The organism is Natrinema sp. 74 (genome assembly GCF_046097095.1).
In the GTDB taxonomy this organism is placed as follows: domain Archaea; phylum Halobacteriota; class Halobacteria; order Halobacteriales; family Natrialbaceae; genus Natrinema.
In genome coordinates, this window is record NZ_CP175698.1 from 2,316,496 (window position 1) to 2,339,327 (window position 22,832).

The window sequence follows — 22,832 nt, forward strand, 5'->3', positions numbered from 1 at the left end:
GCTCCGTTTATCACCTCGATCAAGGGCAGTGCAACTACTCACCGATCGCTATCCCGAGCGACGGCGGCGGCGTCCGTCGCCACAGCGAACGGTATAACACGCTGGCCGCGCTGGATCGACTCGAGTGCCGATGTCACTGCGCGCGTTTCGGATCGCCTACGACGGGACGAATTACTACGGCTTCCAGCGCCAGCCCGACGTTTCCACCGTCGAGGACGCGATCTTCGACGCCCTACGCGCGCTCGAGGTTCTTAACCCAAGCGCCGACAAACCGGACGGCTACGCCGCGGCCGGCCGGACCGACGCGGGCGTCTCCGCGCTCGCCCAGACGATCGCGCTCGAGGCCCCCGACTGGCTCGAGCCCCGCGCGCTCAACGCCGAACTCCCCGCCGACGTTCGGGCGTGGGCGGCCGCCGACGCGCCCGCGGAGTTCCACGCGACCCACCACGCGAGCCGCCGCACCTACACCTATCACCTCTATGCCCCGACGGAAGCGCCGCTCGACTCCGAACCCGCCGATTCTGTCGTCGACGACGATCGGTTTCGTGCCGCCTGCGAAGCGCTTTCTGGCACTCACGATTTCCACAATCTGACGCCGGACGACCGCAATACCGAGCGCTCGCCGTCGATCGCCGTCCGCCGGGACGACGACTACCTCGTTCTCACCGTCAGCGCCGGCGGCTTCGCCCGCGAACTCGTACGCCGGCTGGTGTCACTCGCTCGCGACGTGGGAACCGGCGACGCGCCCCTCGAGAAGGTCGATCGCGCCCTCGCGCCCGAACCGCTCCCCGGTCACGAGGGGATCGCGCCCGCTCCACCGGAGCCGCTGGTGTTGACCGACGTGCAGTATCCGGCCCTCGCGTTCGAGATCGACGAGGAGGCGGCCGCCAGCGCTCGAGCCGTCTTCGAACGCCGGCGGATCGACCAACGAACGGGCGCGCGGGTGGCCGAGCAGGTTGCGGACGGACTGCGGTGATTCCCGCGTAAAATCCGATGGTCGTTGTCGCCTGTGCGATGTCATCACAATACTTGGACGGAGGTATAAAAGTAGCCTCACGCATGCGGCAGAATCCGTACGCGCCATCGATTCGTAGGAATGCTCGTCATGGCACGAGGGACACGCAGATTCGATCGGCTGTCAGAGTGGCCGGCGATTCGTGATAGCGGCGTCGAACGCGTTCGAAACGCCGGTATCGCGGGCGCGGGCGGTGCCGGGTTCCCGTCCTATGCGAAGTGGGAGCAGGTGGCTTCGACGGATCATCTGCTGGTGAACCACCAGGAGAGCGAGCCGAACTTCTTCGTCGACAAGTGGCTGGGGATGTCGCGTGCGGCCGAGTTCGCGGCGCTCTTCGATGCCTTGCTCGAGGACACGTTCGAAACCGTGGTGGTCAGCGCCAAGTGGACGGATCGGGACGAATACATGACCGAACTGGAGGCCGAGACCGGCGGGACGGTGGTTTCGCCGGACGACCTGCCGCTCGATGCCGACGCCGCGTCCGGCGTCGTGTTCGCGTACACCGACGCCCGCTACCAGTATGGAATGGAGAGCGTCCTCCTCAACGTCGTCGCCGATACCGTGGTCGGCAACGACCTTCCGACCGACCACGGCTGGCTCGTTCAAAACACCGAAACGATGGCCAACATCCATCGCGCGTTGACCGACGAAACGCCGGTCACGCACACGTACGTCCACGTCGACGGGGCCGTCCCGCGGCATCGGTTTCTCGAGGTTCCGATCGGAACGCCCGCGAGCGCGCTCCTGTCGGCCGCGGGCCGCCCGCCGGACGCGCTTCCGTCGGACGCGGTGCTCGCGTCCGGCGGCCCTGGCTGGTGTTTCGAGATCGAGACGCCGCCGGAGGAGTTCGCGGTCGACAAGTCGACGAACGGGCTGTTGGTACTGGACGAATCGACCGTCGAGGAACACGCGCTCGGCGGCGGCCGGATCGACGTGCTCGAGTCGACTGACTGGACGGCCGGACCGATGGAGACCGAACCGACGGCGACGCTCGAGCCGGACATCGTTCGCATCCCGCTCATCACGAACCCGGATTTCGAAGGAACAGTCAGTCCCGCCGTTCCCGCCGTCGAACCCGGCGATCGCGTCGAGACCGGGACGGTCGTCGCGACACCGCCGCCGAACGGGATCGGCATTCCGCATCATGCCTCGGTCGACGGCGAGGTGATCGCCATCACCGAGACGCACGTCGAGATCGCCGCCGATACCGCTTGAAACGACCACCGGCGACTAGCTCGTCTCAGCCCGACAGCCGTCGGTTTTCGGACCGAGACGCGAATCCAAAGCGACGGTCGCGTCCGCTCGAGTCGTCGCGTCGGCGCGAACGTCCCTCGAGCGCGCGGCCGTGTGCGAGTCAGGCGGGCTGTTGTATCTGGGCACCGGCATCCCCCGGAAGCCGGGTCCCGAGGACGCCGGAACTACGTCCAGTGGGCCGTCTCAGTCGTCGCCGGATTCGACGGGCGCGGACTCGGCAGCGGCGTCCGACTCGACAGCGGGAGCGTCGAACAACGGGCTCTCCGCGCCGGAACGAGCGTGTCGAGAGCCAGTACCGAGAGCGCCGCCTTCGGTCGTCCGGCCACGGAGCCGTCCGCGGCGCGTGAAGGGGTCCGACACGCTTTACCCCCGCCGCTCCGAAGCCGTCCGTATGAGTTCCGTTCCCGACCGCTCCGAGGTCGACGAGGAGTACACCTGGGACCTCGAGAGCGTCTACGCGACCGACGACAACTGGGAGGCCGCCTACGAAGCCGTCGCCGAACGCGTCGCGGACCTCGAGACCTACGAGGGACAGGTCGCCGACGACGCCGAAACCCTCCTCGAGACCCTCGAGCTACGCGACGAGATCATGCGCGAGGTATCGACGGTCGCGGCCTACGCCCGTATGCGCCGCGACGAGGACACGACGAACCAGCAGTATCAGGCGCTGACCGCCCGCGCCCAGTCGCTCGCCGCCGACGCCCAGTCCGCCGCCTCCTTCATCGATCCCGAGATTCAGGAACTAACCCGCGAGGAGTTCGAGTCGATGGTCGAGTCCGAACCCGCCCTCGAGACCTACGACCACTACGTCGACGACGTCCTCCGAATGAAACCCCACACGCGCTCGGCCGAGGTCGAGGCGCTGCTGGCGGACCTAAGCGAGGTGACCGGTGCGACGGGTGAGGTCTACAACATGCTCTCGAACGCCGACATGGACTTCCCGACCGTCGAAGAGCCGGAGGGCGAGGCGATCGAGATTACCCAGAGCAACTTCACCAACCTTCTCAAACGGCCCGACCGCGACTTCCGCCAGCGCGTCTACGAGGGCTATTTCGACGAGTGGGAGTCGGTCCGGAACACGGTCGCCTCGGCCTACAAGAACAGCGTCAAAGCCGACGTCAAGACCGCTCGAGCGCGCAATTACGACACCGCGCGCGAGGCCGCCCTCGACGGCCCGAACGTCCCCGTCGAGGTCTACGACACGCTCGTCGACACCGTCCACGACAACGTCGACAAGCTTCACCGCCACGCCGAACTCAAACAGCGGGCGTTAGGCGTCGACGAACTGCAGATGTGGGACCTCTACATGCCCCTGACCGGCGACGAGGGGCCGGACCTCGAGTACGACCAGGCCACCGAGTACGTCGTCGACGCGCTCGCGCCGTTAGGCGAGGCGTACCAGTCCCGCGTCGCCGAGGGCCTCGATTCCCAGTGGGTCGACGTCTACGAAAACGAGGGGAAACAGTCCGGCGCGTATTCGGGCGGCACCTACGACACCCAGCCCTTTATCCTGCTGAATTACCAGCACGATATCTCCTCGATGTACACGCTGGCCCACGAACTCGGTCACTCGATGCACTCCGAACTCACGAAGGACGAACAGCCCTTCATCTACTCGAATTACGAAATTTTCGTCGCCGAGGTCGCCAGCACGGTCAACGAGGCCCTGCTCACGAACCACCTTCTCGAGACCGTCGAGGATCCCGACTTCCGGAAACACGTCCTCAACGAATTCCTCGAGCGCGTCCGCTCGACGCTGTACCGACAGACCCTCTTCGCGGAGTTCGAACACGAGACCCACCGGCTTGAGGAGGACGGCGACCCCCTGACCGCCGACCGACTCGACGAGGTCTACCGCGGGCTCAAAGACGACTACTACGAGCCAGCCGCGATCGACGACCGCATCGCCCGCGAATGGATGCGCATCCCCCACTTCTACCGGGCCTTCTACGTCTATCAGTACGCGACCGGCATCTCCGCGGCGCTGGCCATCGTCGACGACGTGTTAGAGCGCGGCCAGCCCGCCGCCGAGGACTACCGCTCGTTCCTCCGCCGGGGCTCTCGCGAGTACCCGCTCGAGCTCTTGCGGATCGCCGGCGTCGACATGAGCTCCGCCGAGCCGATCGAGCGCGCACTCGACACCTACGGCCAGCGTCTCGAGGAGATGGAAGCGTTGATCGATTGATCGACATCGTCTAAGTAGCACTTCCACCGGCGTCTGTCCGTCGTGCGATTTCGCTACTCGATGCGTGTTCTGGTCGATCTGCTCGATGAACTGCCAGAATCAGCAGTCCGTTCGCAGGGGCGTCGGCTCCGTCGTTCGAACGGTGTCCTCCGTCCAGTGTGGCGGGTCGGAGTGCGAAGGTACTCGCGATCCCCGTGCCGTCGACGTGACCCTTGAGATCGCATTTTGCTTGAGGTCGCAGTTCGCACAGCAGTGCTCGCGTGAGGACGATCCCGAAGGCGGGACGGTTTACTAATCTCGATATCGACGATGGTCGGCGTCGGGCGCACGAGCGGACGTGGAGTTCGACCGGCTCTGGCCGGGTCGGTCGTCGGGGCCGAGGACGCGCTCGAGTTCCCGTTCGAACTCTGCATCGTCGAGTTCGCCGTCGACATATTGCGACCGGAGTCGTGCTTCGGGATCGTCGCGGGGCTCCGATCGGGGTGTTGCGTTCGTCTCGCTCCCGGCGCTCGAATCGCGGCGAAGCAGCGAGCCCAGGCCGACGAGTGCCAGCGCGAACGCGCCGAGAACGGTGAGCGTCACGACTATCGAGAGGGCAGCCGCGACCACGGACAGCGCGATGCCGACGATCGTCGCGATGACGCTCAGCGCGATAAGCACTAGGAGGAGTGCACCGACCGCTTGTAGCAGGACGGAGCTAAGTCGTCCCATACGCACCGTTCGAGAGACGGGCACAAAAGCGTAGCGCGGGTCGCGAACGAGCGCTCGGCCTTCCGGTTATCCGGTTTCCGGTGGCCGTTCGCAGGGGACCTCGCTTACGTGCTGTTCGAACTGTGGTCTTCGGTCCCGGTCGTTCGGGCGGCCGTCCGCTCGGTCAGCCCGATGAGGTAGACGTCGAGTAGACAGACGAGCAGAATCGCGAGCGGGACGGCCACGTCGGTGTAGCTCACCGACTCGATCTGGAGGGCCGTCACGACGAACGGCTCGCCCGGCGCGAGCGCGCCCGACAGCGATCGCGCGCTCAGGAAGGCGAGTGCGAGGCCGTAACAGCCAAACCAGATTCCGCCGCGTTTCCACCGTCCGAGGTAACAGTGGCCGAGGCCGGCGACGAGCACCGACAGCAGGTAGGCCGGCCAGACTGGTCGCGACAGACGACTCATCGGCGTCCCCTTCGTCATGGCCCCTCTTCGGTGTTGTCCTCTTTCGCCATCGGTCATTTCCGATACGCTCGGATTCCGAACCGCCCGTAACCGCCGTATGCGATCTCGAGCGATCCGATCCACCAGTTCCACCGCTCCGGCGGGGTCCCGTCGGGGGCGTCCGATAGCTCGTCGATGACGAGGTCGTTCGTCAGCGTCACCCCCGCGTCGTCCTCGTACCGGCCGGAATCCGCGAGGTCGACGGCCTGGCGCACGACGACGCGGGACTGGCCCGTCGTCCCACCGAACTCGTCGCGCAGGCGTATCTCGAGCCGCCCGGGATCGATGAACACGCGTGAGCGTACGCGGTCGATGTACTTGACTGTTCGAGCGACCGGAACTCGAACCGGCACAGATTCTATTGGCCGGGCGGACGGCTCGAGCACCGAGAGAGCCGTCCAACTCGGGGAAGGGCAGGCTGTCACCCAGTGGCCGGTATTCGCCGCGAGCGAAACCGAAGGCTGAGCGAGCGGGCCGACGACCGATGTGGAGGACCCTTTGGGGCCGAAACGGAGGGAGGAGTGCTTTTGATCGACCTTTTGCCGAGTGACGGCGCGTTATGCGACGGTAACACCGTCGCGAACGCGCCAGAGCGCAGAGCAAAAGGTCGATCGATGTTCTTTTGAGCGACGGCCGTCTTCCGTCGGGTATGGCAAGTTTCACTGTCGTCGTCGGCGACCCCAACTCCGGGTCGTCCTACCAGCTCGAGGCGGAGGAGCAGGACGCAAACCGGTTTATCGGCAAGTCGATCGGCGAGGAAGTCGACGGCGGTGCAGTCGGACTCGACGGCTACACGCTCGAGATTACCGGCGGCTCTGACGACGCCGGGCGACCGCTCAACGGCGAGGTCGCCGGCTCGAACCTGAAAGAGGTCCTGATGAAGGAACGCCAGACCGGCTATGACCCCTCGCGTGACGGCGAGCGCCGCCGGATCACGGTGCGAGGCCGCGAGGTCTCCGACGCTGTCGCACAGATTAACGCCTCGATCGTCGGTCGCGGCAGCACTGACGTTGACGAGTTGCTCGGCGAAGGCGGCGACGAAGAGTAATTCCGTCGACTCCGTTCATTCGTTTTCCTATGGCTGACAGAATTGCGAGCGACCATCCCTCGGTGCAGACGGTCCGGTCGACATGTACGGAAACGGCGACCGGCGTCAAACTCGAGGTACCGGCCGAGGATCGTGACGCGTTCACGACCGACGAGGTCGTCCGGGTCGTCGTCGAGGGCGAGGAACTGTTCGCGCGGGTCGAGCGGGCGCTGACGGGCGACGAGCTCGCGGTGCCGGGCGTCTACGAGACGCCGGACCAGGCCCGAGATCCCAGCGGCGCGACCGATCGGCTCAGCGAGTGGATCGACGAGATCGGCGTTCCCGCAGGCGGATCGGTCCTGATCGACGTCGTCGAGCCGGAGTTCCTCTACGGGCTTCGTGCGCCCGGCGAGACGGCCTTTTACGACGCCCGCGAACCGCCAAGCGACAGCTTGAGCGAGATCGCGAAGGACCTCGAGGATTGAGTTCGATCCCGGCCGTTCGATCAGCGACCGAATAGTCGCTGCCGTTGCAGTCTCACGGCGTTCGGTCGGGGCATCGATCTCCGTGACTGCCGACCGCACGGCTGCGCTCTCGAGTCGCGGGTCGAAAACGGAACGAACTGAAAACGGCCTTAGAGCCGCGGAAGGAAGGCGTAGAGCAACAGACCGAAGGCGAGGTGTTGTACCATCGTCCGCTCGACGGTCGCACGGACGTACTCTTCGTCGGCGATCGAGTACTCTTTAGTACGGACCTTGGCGTGCATCGAGAGCACGTCCTCCTCCTCTAAGTCGTGCAGGCTCGGATAAACGGTACCCGGGCTGAGCTGCGCTCCAAAGAGGTGGGTCAGGTCCGAGAGGAGTTCCTTTCCGTGGGTCTCCTCGTGAAGCGCGATGAGCATCAGGAGGATCTCGTCTAAGTTCTCCTTAATGATGGCCTCGTCGAACTGGACCTCGTCGGTCGGGAGCGCGCCGTTTACCTGCTCCATCAGTTCGTCGAGTTCGCGCTCGACGTCTCTGGTCGTCTCCTCGGTCGTTCCGAGCGAGATATCGTACGATTCCGACTGCTCGTCCGCAGTCGCCGCCCTCGACAGTTCATCGAGCACGGATTCGGTATCGGGTGTGTCCTCACGCATTGACGATCACCTAGGGGGGTTCGTGACGTGATCGGTTCGCGACCGGTGGCCACGCACTGCCGCCGGTCGATCGAAGCCGATCCGCCACGACTACTCAGTGTCTGACACCGTCACATATTAAGAGACAGGGATATGAACAGTACATAAGTAGCGTAAATCAACAATCGAGGAATAACATAATAACTATCTATTCTTCAGTCGTACAGTATTATCCCATATATCGGATGGTTATGGGAGGAATGAATGCTATATATACAGATACTGGCTGAATGTTTCTTTCTTAGAGGGACACTAAATCACTGATATGAGTTGTGGACTTCTTACAGATATATTATCAATACGTCGATGCCCCATCTCGAATGACACTTACCATCTCGCTCGGCTCATCGGCCTCGTCTTCGTCATCGTCGATCCGTCGTTCGACTCGTCGTTCGGCCATCCGAGCGATCATGACGTGTTCCTCGAGGTCATCACCGCGAATCTTCGCGATGTACTCGAGGCTCTGGGCGTGTGCGCCAAAGAGGGTCCCGCTGAGCGACTCAAGCGGATACTCGAGGGTGGTTGGTTCGTCGTAGCGCTTGTTGTGGATCTCGCCCATCGAGAGGCCGCGCAAGTACGAGGTCATCTGCTCGCGGACGAGCGGGCTGATCCAGCCCAGGTCCTCGTAGTAACGCAGGCAGTTCAGCGCGCCGGTCGTGCCGAAAGTCTCGCCGAGAAAGCGCGCCCACTGGATGGTGGCGTCGGTTCGCCCGGCTGATCGTTCGAGCGTCTCGAGGTATGGTTGTTCGTCTGACATAGGTGGCCGGCGTCACCGGTCTATTGATGGTTCACCCGCCGAGCACTCAAGTAGATTCACGTCATTACGAGCGCTGAGTTGCGATCGGCAACGGAACGGCCGGTCGGTGCGACGGAGCCGCGCCCGACGTCACCTCATCCGGTCTGCTGTAATTGGATACCGGTGTTCCCCGGAAACGGGCCCCGGAGACGCCGGAACTGACGTCCAGCGGACCGTATCAGACGCTGATGACCGCGTTGACCACGAACTGCGTGGCGACGGCGATCACGGCCCCGAGCCAGGTCATGAAGACGAAGTGGACGAGCCCGCTGATGAGGTGGCCGCGGTCGGTGATCCGGATCATGACCGCCGACAGGGCGGCGTTGATCAGGATCGTCAGTAACAACAGGTACTTGATGGTCCGGATATCGTACTGCTTCGTGCTGAGCAGATCACCGGCCATGCGGCTCTGCTCCTGAAGATTCATCTCGCTGGTGATTCCCATCATGATCTCGACGACCTCGAGGCCGACGAAAAACGAGAAGACGGCCGCGGCGGTGATGCCGTAGAGGACGCCGATCAGCGTCATCGTCGCCTGTTGGCGCTTCTCGCGGACTTTGAGCACCTCGTTTTGATTCTCGCTGATGACCTGGCCGAGCACCTGCGGATCGCCGCCCATCTGGCGACCGACGACGTACATGTCGCCGAACTTCTGGATGAGGTACGACCCCGTCTCGGCGGCGAACAGCCGCCACGAGCGGACGTCGTCGATCCGCATATTGAGCCGCTTATACAGCGCGTCGATGTTGTCGGTCAATGCACCGAAGTCTTTGCGTCGTAGACTCTCCAATACGCTCCCCGTCGAGGTCTGTTTGACGCTCTCGACGGTCCCGAGCGCGCGGATGAAACTCGGGAACTCCCCGTCGCGGACCTTCACTTTCTGTTCTTCCTGGCGCATCCGCCACCCGGGTAAGAGCAGTGGCGTCACCGGAATCGCGGCCATGAGCGGCAGCGGAACGCGGCTCGCGATTCCCGGAACGATCCCGAGGACGGCCAGTACCATGACGACCGCGAGGAGGAGGCTGCAGCCGATGCCGATCGCGAGCGCTCGCGGGATCCGCGTCAGCGGCCCGGTCCCTTCGGTCTCCTCGATGTACCAGACGGGATCGTACGGTGCGATGACGTGGATCGCGTAGACGAACCCCGCTTGTACGATCGAGAACATGACGATGGTGCCGGCGATCAGCAGCGTCGGGCTGATCCCGACCAGAATCGGGAGGACGATCGCGAACACGAGGACGAACGCCACCGACAGCATCATCGACATGTACAGCTCCTTCATCACGTCGAGTTTCGCCAGATCCGACTCGTACCGAGTGACGAACTGCTGAATGATCGTCCCCTGTTCGTCCATCAGGAAATCACTGATCTGCTGGCCCCCGCCGACCGTGTACGCCAGTCGCTCGAGGAAATCGTTCAGTAGCGGACTTGTCGTCTGCTTGGCGCGTAGCCGGCAGGCGTCGTCGAGGCTCTGATTCCACGTGTCGACCAGCGCGACGAGGTGCCCCATCTCCTCGGCTAAGGCGTCGTACTCGTCTTCTTCCGCGAGCGTGCGAAAGATCTCGACGCGGTTGATGTTCGTCATCGAGAGGACGGTGATATGGGTCAGAAAGAGGTGAAAGCGCTGGCGGACCTGCTTGCGCTTGCGGTCCTGTGCCAGTTTGGGGTAGATGACCGCGACGACCATCGCCAGCGCGCCGAGCAACACGACCGGGAGCGCAAGCATCAACGAGAGCCCGAGAACGAGCACCGCCACGCCCGTTCCCAGGAAGAAGACGAAGGAGGGGAAGATGATTAACAGAAGGTACCGCGACGCGGACATCTCCATGTTCGCGTACGCCCGATTGAGCGACTCGAGGATCGTTCGGGCGCTCATATCGGGCGCGGACTGTGACTCGGATTCCGTCGACATGATCCTAGGCGAACTGGTCGATGCCGCTGATCCTGATCGGGAGTCCCTCGAGGCCGTCGCGCTGGAAGTCGGCGATCGCCTTGTTGACCTCGTGGTAGCCCAGCACGTCGGCGTCGATAAGCTGGCGGATGATCTCCGCACGGCGGTCGAGTTCGTCGTAGATCAGCCGGGTGTCCTCGTAGCCAAGCAGCGTCGCGATCTGCTCCTCTAAGACGTAGGAGTTGTTCCGACCGGTAAAGGAGACCTCGTCGTCGCGGGGGTCCCACTTGAACGCCTGCCGGGTGACGACGCCGCCCTCGTAGTCGGAGTAGCCCTCGATCTCCTGAACCGAGGTGACCCGACGGAGGACGTCGTCGCCCTGTTTGACGCGGTTCTGGAACAGTGCCACGTCGCAGTTGTCCATGAACGTCTCCGGAACGTTGATCGGCGCGCCGGTAAAGCGCTGGATCATCGAAACGATGTCGCTCGCGTGGAACGTCAGCATGACCGGGTGGCCGGTCTGTGCGGCCTGAAACGCCATCTGTCCCTCCGCCCCGCGGACCTCGCCCACGATGATGTAGTCGGGTCGCGAGCGCAACGCGGCCGCGACCAGATCGAACATGTCCACGTCGGCGGACTCGTCGCCCGATCCCTCGCGAGTGAGCAACTGCTGCCAGGTGTCGTGGGGTGGGATGACCTCCGCGGTGTCCTCCGCGGTGTAGATCTTCGCGTCCCGCGGGATAAACGACAGCGCCGCGTTCAGCGTCGTCGTCTTCCCCGACGCCGTCTCACCGACGACGAAGACGGTCTGCTCGTTCTCGAGACAGAGCCAGAGGTAGGCCGCGAGCTCTGGACTCAGCGTCCCCCACTTCGTAATCTGGAAGACCGACAGCGGGATCTCCTCGCCCTGTCGGATGGTCAGTGAGGGCCCCTGGACGGAGACGTCGTCGGAGTAGATGATGTTGATACGCGACCCGTCGGGCAGCGTCGCGTCGATCACCGGGTCGGAGTCACTGACCGGGTGGTTCATCCGCTCGCCCATGTTCCGCAGCCACTGTTCGAACTCCTCGGGCGTACCGAAGTCGACCGTCGCCGAGATCATGCCGTACGTGCCGTGATCGAGGTAACACTGCTTCGGGCCGATCACGTGGATGTCCTCGTTGGCCGTGTCGACCATCACCGGCTCGAGCGGTCCGAGTCCGACGATGTCGCGCTGGAGCTGGTAGCGCAGCCGATCGAACTGGTCTTTCGAGAGGGAGACCTTGCTGCCACCGAGGGACTTGAGCCGGCCGATCGACTGGCCGGTGATCCCCGACGTAATCTCGACGACTTCGTCGAGCAACTCGTCTAAGTGCTCTTCGAACTCCTCGTTGTCGTCCGGAGCCGGTCGCGTGACGCTTTTGTCTAAAATCCGCTGTCTGATCTGGTTGTACAGCGCCTTGTCCTCGTCCTCGAGGGTGGGCTCGACGCAGTAGTAGGTGGTGTCGATTCCTAGATCGCCGTGGACGTGACAGAAGATCGGCGCTTCGGCCTCGTAGATAACGTTCGGCCGGTCCGACTCCCACTCACCCGACGGTTCGTCGATGAGTTTCGGGTATTCGCCGTACTCCTCGTAGAACCAGTCGAGGTGCTCCCGGAGGTGTGAGTATTCGGCGGCCAGTGCGTCCAGTTCGTTCTCGAGTCGTGCGGTACCGAAGTCTGCCATTTATGCCACCGTCCTGCTGACGATCGAGACCCCACGGCCCTGCTGGACGCTGAAACCGATGGAGTCGTCGACCGGGTTCTTCATGTTCTGGAACCGCCTGACCAGAACCTTTCGTCTGATCTCCTGGCCGACGGTGTTCGTCTCGATCTCGAAATAGACGTCGGCGACGTTCCGCAGCGGGCGCAACGCGTCATCCCTGACACTCGTCGGATCGACGGTCAGAACGACGGCCTTGTCGCGCATGGTCATCTGTCGCAGGAACGTGACGAGCCGCTGGATGACATGGTCCTCGTCGCCGTCTTCGATGACCGCCTCGTAGTTCGGATCGTTGCGCAACAGCGCCGAGAGCGTGTCGACGAAGACGACGTCGGCCTTCCAGAGCGTCTCCGCGCTGGCGAGTCGCGCCAGCAGCTGGCGTTCGCGCCCCCCGTTGTGCGTGTCGACGTTCGCGTGGAGGAACAACAGCCGTTCGCCTAGCAGGAGGTCGACCACGTCGTAGGACAGCGAGTTCATCTGCTGGACGAACTCCCACGACTCGAGTTCCGTCGAGACGTAGGTGACGAAGGCGTCTTCGGTCGCCATCCCGTAGGAAAACCGCTGGGAGAGCGCGCTCTTGCCTGCACCGTCTTGTCCCTCGATGAGGACGATACTCCCTTCGGGGATTCCGCCCCCGATGGCGTTGTTCACGCGATCCCGCTCGCTCAGACCGATCGAGTAATAATCTGTCATGGCGCGTAGAATTCGAACACCTCCTCTGCACCGTTGACGGTCACGACGACCCGGTGTTCGCCCGGCGTCGCGAGCGACCGATCGATCTCGAGTTCGGCGACCGTTCCGTCCCGCCAGGGGCCGCCGCCGTCCCGGACCGTCACCGTGTACGCGTCGCTCGAGACGTACGAGCCGTTGACTAGCACGTCGAGGCCGGTCCCGTCTGCCGGTAGCGTCTCCTGACCGGTGTTTTTCACGAGGATCGTGACGTTCTCCGCGCCGCTCGAGTTGTACACCGCCTCGCTGCCCGGATCGCTGATGATCTCGATATCGGTGTTGATCTTCTCGGTGACGTCAGCGCTGTGGGTATCGATCGAGTTACTGAGTTCGTTGACATTGGTCACCAGCGTCCCGGCGACGCCGGCGGCGACCAGCATCGCGGCGATGAACAGGATCAGCGTCGAGACGGAGTCACTGGCCATCGGTCACACCTCCGTCACCGTTTCGGCGATTCCGTGTTCGGTCACGAGTTTCACCCTGTTCGGCCGCGATGTCGAGACCGTTACGTTCAGCGTCTCGCCGGGCTGCCACAGCTCGCGGTTGCCGTTCCCGTCGACGCTCGTCTCGTACGACTCCTGATAGACGCCGTCGACTAACAGATCCGTTTTGGGGACCGAGAGCACCGTCGATCCCGTGTTGTTCACGTCCATAGTGAAGTTCCCGTTTCCGCTCTCGTTGTAGCTCCACGACGCGACCTCGATCGCGGTGTTTCGCATCGCCAGCGCCCGATCGTCGCGTTCCTGCATCGCGGTCGTTCGTTCCTCCTGGGCCGTCTGAACCACGGGGATGACGATCCCCGCAGCGACGAGGACGCCGACGAAGATGATCGCCATCGCCCCGCTGGTACTGAATCCCACGTTCGATCACCGTCGCCCGCCGTCGGTTCGGGTCACGGCTACGCCCCCGACTCGACGTCCGGTTCGGCTTCCCGTTTCGTCTCGTGGATCTCCTGGAGCTTCATGATGTACGTGTAGCTGTCAGCGTGATCCTCGGCGGTCAGTTCGTCCGGCGTCGCCTCCGGATCGACGTGGATGTCGAGATCGGGACCGCTCAACGTTGCCTCGAGCTGTCCTTTGACCTCGTCGTCGATCCAGCCGATCTCGTCGTAGTACGAAATCGCCCGCAGCGTCGCCGCCGGCCCGGCCGTCCGAACTAGTTCGGTCAACCACTCGAAGACGATGATATCAGTCGCATACGTGTCCGCGAGGCTCTCGAGGGTGACGTCCGATCCGTCGTCCGTATCGCCCGAAGCGCTCGTCGTCGTGTCGTCGCCCGGGTCGTCGACGCTTTCGGTCGCCTGTACTTCGACACGGGTGTCGTCGCCGCTCCCGTCGACATCGCCCTCGTCGAACGTGATCCGCTCACCGCCACCGGACCCGTCGGTCTGTGCGGCCGCCGCGTCCTCGATGACGCCCTTCAGATCGTCGAACGACACCGTCTCATCGCCGTCCGACCGGCTCGGTTCCTCGCGTCCGAGCCCCGACTGCCTGCCGCCGTCGGCCGCCGACTCGTCCTCGCCGAAGACGCCGAACCCCTTTCGCTCCTCGCCTTCCCCAGTAAATGGATTCACGTCGTCGGTCACCATATCGTAGACGCCGAGCAACTGGCGAACGGTGTCGTTCATCTCCTCGACCTGATCCGCGACCTGCTGTTGGGAGTCCCGAACCGTGCCCAGCGTCGACTCCTTCTCCTCGAGCTCCTCCTCGAGTTCCTCGATCCGGTAGTAGAGGTCGTCGAGGTCGTCTGCATCGGCCGATCCCGATCCGCGGCCGAAGAGCCCGCCACCGCCGCCGCTGTTGCCATCGTCGGAGGGCGACTCGGCAAGTCCGTCGTCACCGACATCCTCCGCCGCACCTGGCGTGGGTTCGTCGGCCTGTGTGCCGGCCGTCGCGGTGGCGGTTCCGTCGCCGTCGTCGCGTTGTTGTTGCCGGCGCTGCTCGCGCTCGCGGCCTCGACGGCCGCCGCTGTCGCTGAGGAAGTCTTCGATGAGATCGCGCAGGGAATCGAGTCCGAACTCCATCTTAGTGTCGCAGGCGTGTCACTCGGCCCGTTGCCGACCGCCGGCAGCGGCGGAGTCGGTGATTCCCATCGGACGATCCGGTCATGCTACTCTCCAGTAACGAGGGCGATCCTAAAGGTGTACGCTCGAATACGTCCGCCGAATCGGTCCGCGTTTCGAGTCGTGAGTCGAGGTTCGATACGCCGACTGAAGTGATACTGAGCTTGATAGTCCGACTATCCATTGTCCCGGCTGGGGTACATCCCCAGAATCTGTGATGCCATGCACCTCGTCACGCGCCGGCCTTCGACGGGACGCCACCGGTGTCCCGTCGCCACGCCCACGGAGGGAGCGACGGGCTCGGCCCGTCGAGCCGGCGAGAAGCGTCCACATGGGCGGCTCGTGTCGCGACGCAGCTGACACGACGCGGACGAGGGCGGCATACAGGGTGTACACATAATGTTCGAAGCAATAACTGACAACGACGAACGCGGGCAGGTCGGGATCGGGACACTCATCGTGTTCATCGCGATGGTCCTGGTCGCGGCGATCGCAGCAGGGGTATTGATCAATACGGCGGGTGTCTTGCAGAGCCAGGCGTCTGATACCGGCTCCGAGACACAGGAAGAAGTCGCGAACCAGATCGACGTGGTTCACGCAGTTGGGAACGTTAGTAATCTCGATGCCGACACTCCTCAAGAAATTGATCGGCTCAACCTGACGATCAAAAAGTCCGCCGGGTCGAACGCGATAGATCTCAAATCTACAACTGTTCACTACACGAGCGACGATAACTCGGTCACACTAACCCGAAACGGGTCTGCTCTGAGCAATGCAGATGGCACTCACTTCGTTACCAACGCAGTTTCCGGAACTCAACATGCGTCGCTCACCAGCATGGATCAGCGAGTTATCCTGACAATCGACACATCTGCTATCGAAAATACGAAAGGTGGCCTGCTTGGCGGTTCTGACGCGACGGTCAAAATCGTCGACCAGTCCGGCGCACAGTACACGTACGGTGTGAAGGTGCCGAGCACGTTCGGTAACAAAGACGTGGTCATGGTCTAATATGTTTGAGAAGATAACTAACGTAGAGGAGCGCGGACAGGTCGGGATTGGGACGCTCATCGTATTCATCGCGATGGTCCTGGTCGCGGCAATTGCGGCAGGAGTGCTGATCAACACGGCGGGTGTCTTGCAGAGCCAGGCGTCCGACACCGGTTCCGAAACGCAAGAAGAGGTCGCGAACCAGATAAACGTCGTCCATGGCGTCGGCATGACTGGGAGTGGTGAGAACATCACGACACTCAATCTGACGATCAAAAAGTCGGCTGGATCGAACGCGATCGACGTGACGGAAGCGACGGTTCAGTACACCAGCGATCACGAAAGCGTTCCACTTATATTCGGAGGAAACGCTTCAGCCACGGCAACCGCAACGGAATTCACCACGCAGGGGATAAATGGAAATAACGGACAATCGCTCCTCGACGTCGACGAGCGTATGGAGATCCATATTAACACCACTGCTATCGAAGAGGGGCCTGGCGGTCTGCGGGCCGGTGAAGATGCGACGATCAAGATCATTGACCAGTCCGGTGCGACGTTCACCTACGGTGTGAGCGTGCCGAATACCTTCGGCGATAAGAAGGTCGTCCAGGTCTAACGATCGCATAATCGACCTATGACCACCGATCCCCTCGAGCGCGACGACGGCGTTCTCGTCCCCGACGAGTTGCGGTTGGACGACGACCGCGTCGACGAACTGGGCGAGAACCGCTTTCTCGTTCGATCGGAGGGATCCGGTTCGAAGCGCACGGCGGACCCGGCGACCCTCGAGGCCGCGGACGCATCTCCGGCCGGCGAGCAGCCCGCTGGAGACGACCGCGGCGAGGGCGATGATCACGCACGCACAGCTCGCGCCGATCACGCGCTCGCCGACGCGCCCGAACCGCACGGGGTCGAGATCACACTGAAGACTGACGGGAAACTCGCACACCATCAGGCGACGTCTCACGACGTTCGCGAGGTGTTCGTGGACCTCCTGACCTGGTACGCTGGCCAGCTCGACGACGACATGTCGCCCAGCGAGGCGCTGCGGGTCATGCTGGCCGCGTCCGATCTCGAGGTCTGACCTCCCGCCTCACGCACTACAGGGAGTTCGCGGCGGTTCGAATTTTTTTGCGCCAGTAGCCCGACATCGATGGGAAGCGCAAGCGCCGCAGCTTCTGACACTCCCTCTCGACGTGTTATGCTCGGAAGTACGACCATGTCCTGGTCGACGACCGCCTTCCCGCAGCGAATTTGAACGGAGAGAAGCGGTGTCTCTCCCACAAGTGGGGAGTCATGCTTACGCCGAATCGTTTCGACTAACCCCGGCAATCCAAAACACAGCAAGGGGAAGCGTTACGATATCTAGTGCGAAAATCAGCAAAAGGATAACGATTTCAGTATCTCCTCCAATGTAGAACGCGTCCGCTTCTTCCTTCGTGAAGCCAAATGGCTCAATCCATTTCGACATGCACTATAGTAGGTAACAGTTAGAAATATATTATATCTTGGTTCGCATTCTATTCAGGGAACTATTCACCGAGTACAACAGCCGCGGCAATCTGTCAGTACTCGTCGGGCTGAATCGAACGCAAAAACCGTCCTTTTTCCACCTCGAGCGCTAATCCGCCGCTATGAGCAACCCACGTGAGGAGTTTCTGGCCGGTGAGCGACCCGACGATGTCGCGCTGTTTCTGGCCGATTCATACGTCTCAGACGATCGCTTAGAGCGGTTTGGCGACCGCGTCGACGACGGTATGCTAATCGTCGTCGATGGTGAGAGCGGACGGAGCGCCTTTCAGGCGGCGACCGGCACCGGTGCGATGGAGTTCGCCAAGTCGGCGATGAGCAACGAGGGAGAGATCGACGACGGGCTGACGGACGGGCGGTGTCCGGACGCAGACGACGGCGAGGAGCACGCGGTGCAGTTCGTCTTCGCGTTCGCCGAGGAGCAAAACGAGGAGGTCGGCGGCATCTACGCCGAGGGTGACGTCGTCCACGCTTACGCGCAGTGTTCCTGCGGGACGGCCTACTCGGATCGGTGGAACGCGGCCGACGCGACCGAGGCGTAAGTCGGCCGGCAGCCGTCGGCCGTTGGCCTTTGCTGTTCGATGACGTAGCGAAGACCGATGAGTTCGACCGAAACCCCGTACGAGACCGGCGGCGGGGTCGGTCTCTCGAGCCGGGATGCCCGCGTGATCGGCGGCGCGAGCGTCCTGATGGCGATCAACGTGGTCGTGATGTACGCGCTCGCGGTGACGCCGCTTGCGGCAGTCAACGACTACCTGTTTTCCGTGCCGATCATCGGCGCGGTCGTCTACGGCGCGGCGATCATGGCCGGGCAACTCGTCGCCGAACGGGGCGTTCAGGGTGGAGACACGGGAATCGCGTTTGTCGGGATGGTGATCCTGCAACTGGCGTTCGGCATCTTCGGTGCTGGTGTGCTTGCGTTCGCGCCTCGAGCGGCCCAACTCACGATCCTCGTCGTGACGGCGGTCGTCGTGGCCGTGCTGACCGCCGCCATCGCCGCCTACGTCTACGCGCGGTCGACGACGTTCGAACACTGGGGGTCGTACGCCAACTACGCGTTCATCGGCGGCCTCGTCGCAATTCTGATCGGGACGTTCGTCCCGCTGGCGTTAGTGGTCGGCTTCGTGCTCATCTTCCTGGGGTTCCTGTTGCGGCTGGGCTGGGAAATCTGGAAGGTGCGCGATCAGCGGACCGCGTCGGTGGCACTCCAGACGATCGGCGTCTACATTGCCGTTGCCGGTGTCTTCGTCCACGTCCTGCAACTCGTGCTTCGCTATTTCGCGTCGCGACAGTGATCGATCGCGGAGCGTGCTCGAGCGGACGTGATCGCGGCGGTTGCTCCGAAACCGATCGCGAGGCAGCTCCTGGGTTCGCTGGATCACACGGTGTGCTCGAGACCGAGGAAGCTACGGAGGGCGTACCCTGCTATCGTGGCAACGGGGCGTCGCCACGCCCTCCCCAACCGATTCGCTCACTCCCTGCGGTCGTTCGCGCATCCCTCGCACAGAGTTGGCCCGCGGTTCGTCGTGCGCTCACGGCTTGCGCCTCGTTCGCCTCACCGCGGCACAGCGCGCGCCACCGCATGCCGGGTGACTGATCTGAATGGATTGAGCTCTCAGTCCTCGCTCGCTTCTGAGTCGCTCTCGGCATCCTCGCTCGCTTCTTCGACGACGTCGCGGAAGGCATCGAGGATGACCTGCTTCGTCACGGCACCGCGGGTCGTCCAATGGTTTGCGTAGTCGAGCATATCGTCGTAGATGTCGGGCTTACAGCCAGCAGCCTTCGGATGACCGCCGCCGTTTACTTTCCCGGCGACCTCGTGGCAGCGGTCGAAGTCATCGGTGCCGCGGATGGAGGCCGACCCGGCGGGTTTGACGATCACCGAGGCGTCGGCTCCCTGCTCGCGCATGGCTTCCGCGACCTCGTTTTGGGAACACCGGCCGTAGGTGACCCCGACCGTGTACCCCCCGATTTCGCGGAGTTCCGCTCGGCCGACGGCCTGCTCGATGAGCGCTTCCTTCTCGACGCGGCGCTCGGCGATGTAGTCCTCGACCCACTCGGGCAGGTCGACGCCGTGCTCGCGGACGACCTCGACGTACTCGGCGGGGTCAGTCCAGTAGGCGTAGTCCGCCAGATCGTCGCTGCGCGGGTCCTCGCGTAGCCAGAGGTCGTGGTCCCGAGTCACGGCGGCCAGCTCCTCGTACAGCGGATCGAAGTCGTACTCGAGCGAGCGATAGACCACGTCGGCGCTGCATTCCTCGTCGGAGTCGCCGACGACGAGGTCGACGCCGGCGTCGCGGACCGCCTGCGCCACGTCGTCGCCCCACTGGTGGTGGTCGTACCACGCGATCCGGTCGGCGGTCTCGAGCGCCGCGGCGAGTTCGTCCTCGACGTACTCGTACCTGTCCGGTGCGAGGTCGCAGACGAAAATATCGATCCCCTCGTCGCCGTACTCGGCGACGCGAGCCAGCGCGTCCTCCACGTCGTGGGGACTGGCGGGGACGAGCGCGACGTTGTGCGGCGTCGGTTCGGGTTCCTCGAGCGGCTCGTCGGCCTCGCCGGCTGCGGCGACGACGGTCGGCTCGTTCGCGTCGTCCGTCGCGTCGGCGGCCGGTTCCGGTCCCTCGTCGCCGCCGGCCCCACTATCGTCGGGCTCGGGCACGTTCTGTACGTCACCGTAGGCCTCCCGGATGAGCGCGACGCACGCCAGTCCGTCGGCGTCCGGGTCTGCGATGACCGCGACGTCGGCTCCCTCGAGCGCCGCTTCGGTCTGTTGGTCCTCTAAGTCCTCCTCGAGCGTGTCGGGAAGGAAGAAGCCGGTTCCAGGGAGCACAGATTTGCGAGCAAGAGGGAGATCACCGCTCTCGATGAGTTCGTCGTACATGCTCCCTGCTGCGTGACCGGCGGGGAAGTAACCGCCGGTATCGCGAGCCAGGGCCGTATCGCGGAGTGGTCGCCTCGACCACTCTCGCCGTCGACCGACCCGCGGTCAGGCGTCTGCAATCGTCTCGGTCTCGTCGTCCTCGCCCGCTAGATCGAGTTGCCGGACCGTCAGTACGGGAACGGGCGAGGTGCGGACGATCCGCTCGGCGACGCTGCCAAGCAGGAGTCGATTCTCGCCGTGGCGGCCGCGGGTTCCGGTCGCGATCACGTCGGCGTCAATCTCGCGGGCATACTCGCAGATCTCGGCGGCAGGATGGCCTTCGCGAACCGCCGTCGTCACGTCTCGGTCCGCGTGCTCTTCGACGGTGGCGAGCGCGGCGTCGGCGGTCGTCTCGAGGGCGGTCTCGAGTTCGTCCCGGAGCTGTTGCGGTGATGCATCGACCTCGCTGGCGTCGATCACCGAGAGCGCGTGGACCTCGGCGTCGAACCGGTCGGCGAGATCGAGCGCGGTGTCGACGGCTCGTTTCACGCTGTCGGAACCGTCGGTGGCGATCACGACCGTATCGAACATAGGCCGTGATTACCGCCGCGATCGCTTAAATATCCCCGTTCGAATTACGAGCGACGCCGTCGACCGGGACGTGAATGCCCGAGACAACGACGTTCGCGGTCCGACGACGTGGGTGGCTTTTTTGTTTCGGGCCGCCCACTGCCGCGTATGGACGCCAGCGAGCCGTTTACCGTCGACACCGTCCTCGCGCCGGTCGACGGGAGCGACGAGTCAGCCACCGCCGTCGAATACGCCGTCGCCATCGCCGATCGGTACGACGCCACCGTCCACGCGCTGTTCATCCTCGGACGCGGCGTCGTCTACGGGCTGGACGCCGGTACCGTCGACGAAGCTGACGTGGCGGAGAACACCCAGGGCTTTTTCGACGATATCGGCGAGGTCGCCGACGAGGCCGACGTGTCACTCGTCACCTCCATCGACGACGGCTTCTCGCGGACTCGGAAGACCCGCCACCCCGGCAACGTCGTCCTCGACACCGCCGACGACGTCGACGCTGACTTTATCGTCCTCCCCCGGGAACCGGTCACCGGCACCGAGACGGAGGTCCTCGAGAAGGCCGCCGAGTACGTCCTCTCCTATGCGAGCCAGCCCGTGCTGTCGGTGTAGTTTGCCCGTATTGTCGTATAATCGGATATCGCTGGTCGTGTGCGGTGGAAACGCGGTCAGCAGTCGTCGCCTTCGCCGGCCTCAAGCAGGATCGCCATCTCCTGTTCGAAGCTCTCGGTCCCGGTCGACTCGAAGCCGACCCGCTCGTAGAGGGCAATCGCCGGATTGTTCCACCGTTCGACCGTCAGCCAGACGTGGCTAATCCCGATCTCGCCCGCATGGCCCAGCAGGTTCTTGAGCAACACCGTCCCGATGCCGGCCCGCTGGTAGGCCTGCAGGACGAAGATCGCGAGCTCCCATTCGATCTCGCTGTTGTCCCCGATTGCGGACGGCTCGTCGGTGTCGGGGACCAACATCGCGTGGGCGATGACATCGCCGTCGTGGCGGGCGACCACGTTGACGCTGTAGTCGCCGATCGTCTCGAGCCAGTCGCGAATGCGAGCGTCGCCGGTCGGCGGGATCCCCTGTGCTCGATCGGCCGGGTCGAACTCGGTGTACATCTCGACGACGTCGTCGAGCGGTTCGCCGGCGAACTCGGCCGGTGCCTGAATCTCGATCGTTCGTTCCTTCCGGTCTTCGACCGTCGTCGGCGGCGAGGGGAAGGGGCCGGACGGTTCGTCGGGATACTGACGCGAACCCGCCATCGTTATCGCACCAGCTTGACCGTCGTTGGCGCGTTCAGCAGGACGAACTCGGTGATCGGCCCGAGCTGGATCTTCCCCATCGGGCTCAGGGTACCGCCGCCGATGACGAGCTGATCGTACTCGCCCTGTTCGGCGTAGTTGACCAGCGCACTCCCCGGATCGCCCTCGAGCGTCTCGACGGTGGCATCGTCGAGTCCGGCCCCCTCGAGTTCGTCGACCGCTTCCCGGTGCATCTCCGCTTGCGAGCGCTTCGACTCGGGTTTATCGACGACGACGACGGTGAGTTCGTCACCGACTTCGCGCGTCCGCTCGATGGTCCGTCGCAGCGTCTTCACCGACTCGTCGCTGCCGCCGAGACCCAGCAACACGTTCATACCCCTGACTGTGAGCCGCTGGACGAAAACGGTTGTGCCGTTCGAGCGGGGCGCGATGGCGCGGTCCGCTGTGGCTCGCACGGCGGGACCGACCGCCGTGTCTGTGGCGCACGACTGTGGGATGAAATCACATGTGCCGCGCGGGACGACGCTGTTAA

26 protein-coding genes are annotated in these 22,832 nt (G+C 63.7%); 11 read left to right on the forward strand and 15 right to left on the reverse strand.

Going from position 1 to position 22,832, the window contains the following annotated elements:
* The first annotated feature begins 130 nt into the window (after positions 1-130).
* From truA to pepF, 3 genes are all read left to right on the forward strand, one after another.
* Entirely contained in the window at positions 131-976 is an 846-nt protein-coding gene (truA, locus tag ACJ70B_RS11440; RefSeq protein ID WP_408957116.1) for a tRNA pseudouridine(38-40) synthase TruA, read from the forward strand.
* A 129-nt stretch (positions 977-1,105) separates the two neighbouring features.
* On the forward strand, positions 1,106-2,230 hold the full coding sequence (locus tag ACJ70B_RS11445) for an NADH dehydrogenase subunit (protein ID WP_408957117.1): 1,125 nt from the start codon (positions 1,106-1,108) through the stop codon (positions 2,228-2,230).
* A 430-nt stretch (positions 2,231-2,660) separates the two neighbouring features.
* Positions 2,661-4,454 (forward strand): oligoendopeptidase F, encoded by a 1,794-nt coding sequence (gene pepF, locus ACJ70B_RS11450; protein ID WP_408957118.1) that lies wholly within the window; start codon positions 2,661-2,663, stop codon positions 4,452-4,454.
* Positions 4,455-4,745: 291 nt separating this feature from the next.
* On the opposite strand, the gene ACJ70B_RS11455 is transcribed toward pepF, so the two are convergent.
* The 3 genes from ACJ70B_RS11455 to ACJ70B_RS11465 all read right to left on the reverse strand — a co-directional run bounded on the left by ACJ70B_RS11455 (position 4,746) and on the right by ACJ70B_RS11465 (position 5,946).
* Positions 4,746-5,165 (reverse strand): SHOCT domain-containing protein, encoded by a 420-nt coding sequence (locus ACJ70B_RS11455; protein WP_408957119.1) that lies wholly within the window; start codon positions 5,163-5,165, stop codon positions 4,746-4,748.
* Positions 5,166-5,269: 104 nt separating this feature from the next.
* Complete coding sequence (locus ACJ70B_RS11460; RefSeq protein WP_408957120.1) at positions 5,270-5,614, reverse strand: hypothetical protein; 345 nt, start codon at positions 5,612-5,614, stop codon at positions 5,270-5,272.
* A gap of 53 nt (positions 5,615-5,667) precedes the next feature.
* Positions 5,668-5,946 (reverse strand): hypothetical protein, encoded by a 279-nt coding sequence (locus tag ACJ70B_RS11465; protein WP_408957121.1) that lies wholly within the window; start codon positions 5,944-5,946, stop codon positions 5,668-5,670.
* 356 nt (positions 5,947-6,302) lie between these two features.
* Between ACJ70B_RS11465 and ACJ70B_RS11470 the strand changes: the two genes are divergently transcribed.
* Complete coding sequence (locus tag ACJ70B_RS11470; protein ID WP_408957122.1) at positions 6,303-6,701, forward strand: 30S ribosomal protein S6e; 399 nt, start codon at positions 6,303-6,305, stop codon at positions 6,699-6,701.
* 29 nt (positions 6,702-6,730) lie between these two features.
* Complete coding sequence (locus ACJ70B_RS11475) at positions 6,731-7,165, forward strand: hypothetical protein (protein ID WP_408957123.1); 435 nt, start codon at positions 6,731-6,733, stop codon at positions 7,163-7,165.
* 149 nt (positions 7,166-7,314) lie between these two features.
* On the opposite strand, the gene ACJ70B_RS11480 is transcribed toward ACJ70B_RS11475, so the two are convergent.
* The 8 genes from ACJ70B_RS11480 to ACJ70B_RS11515 all read right to left on the reverse strand — a co-directional run bounded on the left by ACJ70B_RS11480 (position 7,315) and on the right by ACJ70B_RS11515 (position 15,034).
* On the reverse strand, positions 7,315-7,815 hold the full coding sequence (locus ACJ70B_RS11480; protein WP_408957124.1) for a helix-turn-helix transcriptional regulator: 501 nt from the start codon (positions 7,813-7,815) through the stop codon (positions 7,315-7,317).
* A gap of 334 nt (positions 7,816-8,149) precedes the next feature.
* Positions 8,150-8,611 carry a FlaD/FlaE family flagellar protein gene (locus ACJ70B_RS11485; RefSeq protein ID WP_408957125.1) on the reverse strand — a complete coding sequence of 154 codons (462 nt, stop codon included), beginning with the start codon at positions 8,609-8,611 and terminating at the stop codon, positions 8,150-8,152.
* A gap of 217 nt (positions 8,612-8,828) precedes the next feature.
* Entirely contained in the window at positions 8,829-10,562 is a 1,734-nt protein-coding gene (flaJ, locus tag ACJ70B_RS11490) for an archaellar assembly protein FlaJ (RefSeq protein WP_408957126.1), read from the reverse strand.
* Positions 10,563-10,566: 4 nt separating this feature from the next.
* The gene (locus tag ACJ70B_RS11495; RefSeq protein ID WP_408957127.1) at positions 10,567-12,246 is read right to left on the reverse strand and encodes a type II/IV secretion system ATPase subunit; all 1,680 of its coding nucleotides are present in this window, start codon (positions 12,244-12,246) and stop codon (positions 10,567-10,569) included.
* Complete coding sequence (locus tag ACJ70B_RS11500) at positions 12,247-12,975, reverse strand: ATPase domain-containing protein (protein WP_408957128.1); 729 nt, start codon at positions 12,973-12,975, stop codon at positions 12,247-12,249.
* The gene (locus ACJ70B_RS11505; RefSeq protein WP_408957129.1) at positions 12,972-13,436 is read right to left on the reverse strand and encodes a flagellar protein G; all 465 of its coding nucleotides are present in this window, start codon (positions 13,434-13,436) and stop codon (positions 12,972-12,974) included. The genes ACJ70B_RS11500 and ACJ70B_RS11505 overlap by 4 nt, the downstream gene beginning before the upstream one ends.
* 3 nt (positions 13,437-13,439) lie before the next feature.
* Positions 13,440-13,871, reverse strand: a complete 432-nt coding sequence (locus tag ACJ70B_RS11510; RefSeq protein WP_408957130.1) for a flagellin — start codon at positions 13,869-13,871, stop codon at positions 13,440-13,442.
* A gap of 38 nt (positions 13,872-13,909) precedes the next feature.
* The gene (locus tag ACJ70B_RS11515) at positions 13,910-15,034 is read right to left on the reverse strand and encodes a FlaD/FlaE family flagellar protein (RefSeq protein WP_408957131.1); all 1,125 of its coding nucleotides are present in this window, start codon (positions 15,032-15,034) and stop codon (positions 13,910-13,912) included.
* A gap of 438 nt (positions 15,035-15,472) precedes the next feature.
* On the opposite strand from ACJ70B_RS11515, the gene ACJ70B_RS11520 reads away from it, so the two are divergent.
* From ACJ70B_RS11520 to ACJ70B_RS11540, 5 genes are all read left to right on the forward strand, one after another.
* Complete coding sequence (locus ACJ70B_RS11520; RefSeq protein ID WP_408957132.1) at positions 15,473-16,084, forward strand: archaellin/type IV pilin N-terminal domain-containing protein; 612 nt, start codon at positions 15,473-15,475, stop codon at positions 16,082-16,084.
* A 1-nt stretch (position 16,085) separates the two neighbouring features.
* Positions 16,086-16,682 (forward strand): archaellin/type IV pilin N-terminal domain-containing protein, encoded by a 597-nt coding sequence (locus ACJ70B_RS11525; protein ID WP_408957133.1) that lies wholly within the window; start codon positions 16,086-16,088, stop codon positions 16,680-16,682.
* Positions 16,683-16,700: 18 nt separating this feature from the next.
* Complete coding sequence (locus tag ACJ70B_RS11530) at positions 16,701-17,150, forward strand: hypothetical protein (RefSeq protein ID WP_408957134.1); 450 nt, start codon at positions 16,701-16,703, stop codon at positions 17,148-17,150.
* A 550-nt stretch (positions 17,151-17,700) separates the two neighbouring features.
* A complete protein-coding gene (locus tag ACJ70B_RS11535) occupies positions 17,701-18,138 on the forward strand; it encodes a DUF5807 family protein (protein WP_408957135.1) in 438 nt (145 codons plus the stop codon).
* Between the two features lie 57 nt (positions 18,139-18,195).
* The gene (locus ACJ70B_RS11540) at positions 18,196-18,891 is read left to right on the forward strand and encodes a hypothetical protein (protein ID WP_408957136.1); all 696 of its coding nucleotides are present in this window, start codon (positions 18,196-18,198) and stop codon (positions 18,889-18,891) included.
* Between the two features lie 320 nt (positions 18,892-19,211).
* On the opposite strand, the gene ACJ70B_RS11545 is transcribed toward ACJ70B_RS11540, so the two are convergent.
* Together ACJ70B_RS11545 and ACJ70B_RS11550 are read right to left on the reverse strand one after the other, a co-directional pair.
* Positions 19,212-20,480, reverse strand: a complete 1,269-nt coding sequence (locus ACJ70B_RS11545; RefSeq protein ID WP_408957137.1) for a DHH family phosphoesterase — start codon at positions 20,478-20,480, stop codon at positions 19,212-19,214.
* 105 nt (positions 20,481-20,585) lie between these two features.
* Positions 20,586-21,050, reverse strand: a complete 465-nt coding sequence (locus tag ACJ70B_RS11550) for a universal stress protein (RefSeq protein ID WP_408957138.1) — start codon at positions 21,048-21,050, stop codon at positions 20,586-20,588.
* A gap of 147 nt (positions 21,051-21,197) precedes the next feature.
* Between ACJ70B_RS11550 and ACJ70B_RS11555 the strand changes: the two genes are divergently transcribed.
* Complete coding sequence (locus ACJ70B_RS11555; RefSeq protein WP_408957139.1) at positions 21,198-21,656, forward strand: universal stress protein; 459 nt, start codon at positions 21,198-21,200, stop codon at positions 21,654-21,656.
* Between the two features lie 56 nt (positions 21,657-21,712).
* On the opposite strand, the gene ACJ70B_RS11560 is transcribed toward ACJ70B_RS11555, so the two are convergent.
* The gene (locus ACJ70B_RS11560; RefSeq protein ID WP_408957140.1) at positions 21,713-22,300 is read right to left on the reverse strand and encodes a GNAT family N-acetyltransferase; all 588 of its coding nucleotides are present in this window, start codon (positions 22,298-22,300) and stop codon (positions 21,713-21,715) included.
* A 2-nt stretch (positions 22,301-22,302) separates the two neighbouring features.
* Positions 22,303-22,674, reverse strand: a complete 372-nt coding sequence (locus tag ACJ70B_RS11565; RefSeq protein WP_408957141.1) for a universal stress protein — start codon at positions 22,672-22,674, stop codon at positions 22,303-22,305.
* Positions 22,675-22,832: the final 158 nt, after the last annotated feature.